The 4,062-nt window shown below is 45.9% G+C and carries 5 protein-coding genes; 2 read left to right on the top strand and 3 right to left on the bottom strand.

Going from position 1 to position 4,062, the window contains the following annotated elements:
• Together ACEW9I_RS07450 and ACEW9I_RS07445 are read right to left on the bottom strand one after the other, a co-directional pair.
• On the bottom strand, positions 1-374 hold a 374-nt coding region (locus ACEW9I_RS07450), incomplete at its 3' end, for a hypothetical protein (RefSeq protein ID WP_373539719.1).
• A 56-nt stretch (positions 375-430) separates the two neighbouring features.
• Positions 431-646, bottom strand: a complete 216-nt coding sequence (locus ACEW9I_RS07445) for a helix-turn-helix domain-containing protein (RefSeq protein WP_373539718.1) — start codon at positions 644-646, stop codon at positions 431-433.
• A 623-nt stretch (positions 647-1,269) separates the two neighbouring features.
• Between ACEW9I_RS07445 and ACEW9I_RS07440 the strand changes: the two genes are divergently transcribed.
• Together ACEW9I_RS07440 and ACEW9I_RS07435 are read left to right on the top strand one after the other, a co-directional pair.
• The gene (locus tag ACEW9I_RS07440) at positions 1,270-1,545 is read left to right on the top strand and encodes a hypothetical protein (protein WP_373539717.1); all 276 of its coding nucleotides are present in this window, start codon (positions 1,270-1,272) and stop codon (positions 1,543-1,545) included.
• Positions 1,546-1,984: 439 nt separating this feature from the next.
• On the top strand, positions 1,985-3,283 hold the full coding sequence (locus ACEW9I_RS07435) for a hypothetical protein (RefSeq protein WP_373539716.1): 1,299 nt from the start codon (positions 1,985-1,987) through the stop codon (positions 3,281-3,283).
• Positions 3,284-3,385: 102 nt separating this feature from the next.
• Here ACEW9I_RS07435 and ACEW9I_RS07430 read toward each other — a convergent pair whose 3' ends face one another.
• Positions 3,386-3,832 (bottom strand): hypothetical protein, encoded by a 447-nt coding sequence (locus ACEW9I_RS07430; RefSeq protein WP_373539715.1) that lies wholly within the window; start codon positions 3,830-3,832, stop codon positions 3,386-3,388.
• Positions 3,833-4,062 lie beyond the last annotated feature (230 nt).

Genomic DNA, 4,062 nt, shown 5'->3' with positions numbered 1-4,062 from the left:
TCTTTAGCCAGATACTTCGATGCTTTTTTGCCGCGATTATCGTAGTATCTCCAGTACCAATAGAGATGACCTTTTATTGGTTTCTGTTGGAAGCAACCGATCGGCGGTTTCCAGGATTCTAAGTTAGGTACTAATAGTTGTTCTGGAGTTACCTCATTCTTATGAAGAATTTGGGACAAAACTCGGCACGAACCAGTGCTGACAGTTCTAGAGTTAGGTACTAGGAAATTCTTAGTACCTAACTCTGATTTATCCGAGTTAGGTACTAAGAAATTGTTAGTACCTAACTCGTCATAAGCCCAATCCCCAACGGGTGAATCTACAAAATCTAACTCAGCGATTAGACTGAGTTGAGTTGCTGCTAGTTTTGTCATGATGGAAATGTATTATGTAAGTTCAAACCCCAGCCGATCCGACTGGGGTTTTTGATTTAGTTGCGATCGGGTTCGGTTTCGGTCTGGGGATGTAGATCTGGGTTGAAGCAGTCTGCTACTTCTTGGAATGGCACTCCGATACATTTTGCGATCGCGTAGAGCTTATCGATCGGAGCGGTATTGATCCATGTGTAGATCGTTGCCCGCTTGACACCAATCGCTTCGGCTACCTCTGTAACCGTGAATCGCTCTCTGCTAATTAATTCTCTCAATCGTATACCTCCATTGCTCATTAGCCTTTATGGCTACTTCAATCATACAACATTGTCAAATATATTTGACGCAAGTGTCAAATATATTTGACACCTATGCTATAGTGATGACATTGCCAGTCTCCATTAGTGACGTTCATCCCTAATTGTCAGGCTCTAGGTGCATCGCACGGCAATTACCACAGCTAGGGGTATCTTTAGGGTTCCCCACTGCTGCGGTACTTGATGCGATATTTAGACCGAATGCGATCGACAAGAACTAGCCGCTGCTAATCTATGTCGAGCGTCCAGTCATCTAAATATCGAAAAAATCCAAAATCTAAAATTTGCTGTAAATTTTTCTGATTGCTTGATACAGAGGATTTAGGCAGGTTCAATCGGTCATTTTCACCCCGTAGGCTAATGTATCAATCGACCCGCTCAACCCGTCACATGCGGGATATTTCACATGGATGAAGAATACACCGAGGAAGACTGGGAGTTGATGTTTCCGACACGCTGCTCTTGCTGTAGCAGTTTGCTGGTTTATGCTCTCTGGGATGCCGTCTGTCCTATGTGCGATTACGACGAAGACTAAATCTTGCTTAATAATTCACACCCTCATCTATGGGGGCAGATTTCTAATGACCCAATCTGACAATGACACGCTCGAAATCCAATCGCCGATCGTTCCGTATGAAGCGTTCGGACATGCGGCAAATGGGATCGAATACGAACTCACCGATCTAATTACTCAGATTCATCTAGCCGCTGATTATACGGGGGATGATGCGATTATCCATGCGGTGCAGTTGACAGGAACCGCTCACACTTTACAGACATATCTGTTTGCTCACCTCGACGAGTTAATTCACCAAAAAAAGATGAAAGACTATGAACAAAAGACTAATCAAGACTAATACGCAAATAGCGATCGGGTTGCTTGGCAGCTCATTCCCCAATCGCTATGGTAATCGCAAAATATCCCATTCTCACCGCAATTATATTACTCAAACAGTTACGGAACTATTAGAGATGATTTTAATTGATATCGAAGAAAGTGATGCTCTAATTATACCAAAAACTCACGCTAATATCAACCCGCCTGACGAGTCGTAGGAGCGACGAAACACGCACCTAGCGTGTAGCGGGAGTAATTACCCGTCAAGTCTGGTAGGGGCTTTTTAGCAGATTTCAGCCGTTTGGCTTACGATTAATCACCAGCCCCTATTATCCTTGCTTGTACCTAAGCTATCTGGGATTTACTAATCGAGTTCAGACCCCTAGGGGTCTAATTAATTCATCGCCAATCCTTGCTTAATTACAATTTCAACTAGACCAAAAAATTGAATAAAAATCATGACTAAAGTTTTAGGCATCGATATCGGTGCTAAATTTGTTGTGGCGTTTTGTTTAGAGCAATTGCCAGTAGGAATGTCCTACCCAGATTTCTATAAACGTAACGCCAAATCCTGCATTTCTAAGATCGGGATGGATAACTCGAAAGAAGGATCGAGTATCAATCTTCGTGATGCGATCGAGCTACTGCAAGAGATTCAGCCCGACTATCTAGTGATGGAACCTACAGGGGTCTGGTATTCGCGGCTGTGGTCGGATCTAGCCGCACATTTAGGCATCAAAGTTAAGTGGATCGGTCACTCCGATCTGTCTCACAATCGCGGGGCGTATGGGTTTAAGGACAAAGACGACAGGACGGATGCCTTCTGTTTGGCCGTGAGTTATTTCGATCCGATCTTCAACGCCCGCAATGCGTGGCTATATTGGCGGACGGGGGCGATTGCGGAGGTCAATAACAGGTTATTGGAGATTAAATCACTCGAATCGACCACCAAAATATTCACCCAGCAGCTCCGGCAAAGACTCAAACATGAGTTCCCCGAAGTTGCCGATCGCGCAATTACCAACAGTCGCGCCATCGGCGGTTTTAGTCCTTGGGTCGGGTGGCTAGCTGACGTTCACAGCTACAAGCGGATCGAGAATGAGTACGCAAAATCAATCGCGACTGCGTTATCGATCGCCATCACCGACTACACCCGCAATCACGCACTCTCTATCGTCGGGGCACAGATTCAAGAAACCAAGCTAAAGGATGATTTATGCACCAGGCTCCTCGGTGACTCTTTCGATCGATATCGCGACACATTAGAATTATTTGGCTTTGGCTATGTAATGCAAGCAACGATCCTAACCAATATCTACCCGTTCGAGAAGTTCTTACTATCGGGTCAACCACACATCGATCGCTATGAGGACGATCGCGGCAAACACAAAAAAAATAAGTCGCTGTCAGGGTTTCAACTATCGCTTGGGATGGGAAAAAGGTTGGTAGAATCCGGTGGCAGCTCCGCACTAACATATTCTGGCTCATCGTTCGCTCGGAAGATGCTCTACTGTTGGATTACAACGAATGTACTACCGGAGAAGATGCAGGATAGTTGGCTTGTTTGTGAGTTAGACAAACGCGCCAAGTCCAACCCTACCGCCGCTCTGACGGTGGCTCAACTGCGGACGCGGTGGAAAGAGACTAAGGGCACTCCCAAAGACCGTCACATGGCGGGGGTAAGAAGTGCGATGACACTCGGTTATCGAATTACTCGACTGCTGTACGATCGCCTGTTAATTGAAGTTTCATCTTAATCGATGATAAACATCTCCGCTTAAATCAAAACCCACCCGAGGTTCAGTAGGGTGGGTTTTGATGTTGGGACATTCAGCCAACAGCCAATGATACCATCAGGGTTAAAAATCGTACTGTACCCAGAGCTTAATCTGTTCGTGCCCCACCAGCTCCCGATCGAACGTGGTGCAAAAGTCTTTAAACTCATCATCTGGCAGCACGATACAACCCATCGATCCAGGGACGTTAGCATCGCGATGAATTAACAGGTCGGATCGCTGCACTCCCTCTTTGGTTCGGACGGCAAAGGGAGTCATCGGATATCCCGCACCTTCGACGCCTTTGACGTGGGATAAATCGAGCGGGGCGACTTGTACCCAGTAGTTCGAGAAGGTCGGGTTGCACTGGTAAGGAGCAGGACAAACCCCACCGCCCTGTTTAGCCCATCCCCCGATTTTTTGCCAATTGCCTAATCCAGATGTGGCTACCCAGCGATTGATATGCCCTTTTTCCCAATCGTATAAAACTAATCGCCCTCGGTTGAGCGCGGGAGTATTATCGAGTGGCATTGAAAATACTAAAAACGGCTGTTTAAGCATTATTTAATCCTTTCTATTCCGGTATTCGTGTCTTCGGTCGTGAGTCTGGACGGGGTCATGATGCACAGTACGTCCTTGATTGCGGGGAAATATAAATCCAGTCCCAGCGAAATAAGTAAAGATACACCAGAAACAATAAATTGTAACCATCTGCGTTGTGTCACTTGATTGATGATGAGTGGTTAGTAAGCTGTAACAGG

This window comes from Chamaesiphon sp. (genome assembly GCF_041738855.1).
GTDB lineage: Bacteria > Cyanobacteriota > Cyanobacteriia > Cyanobacteriales > Chamaesiphonaceae > Chamaesiphon.
This window is presented reverse-complemented; position numbering and strand designations above follow the sequence as displayed.

Excerpts from the sequence above, each read along its gene's own strand:
- ACEW9I_RS07435 (WP_373539716.1), top strand. The coding sequence starts at position 1,985 with ATGACTAAAGTTTTAGGCATCGATATCGGTGCTAAATTTGTTGTGGCG.
- ACEW9I_RS07440 (WP_373539717.1), top strand. The coding sequence starts at position 1,270 with ATGACCCAATCTGACAATGACACGCTCGAAATCCAATCGCCGATCGTT.
- ACEW9I_RS07430 (WP_373539715.1), bottom strand. The coding sequence starts at position 3,832 with ATGCCACTCGATAATACTCCCGCGCTCAACCGAGGGCGATTAGTTTTA.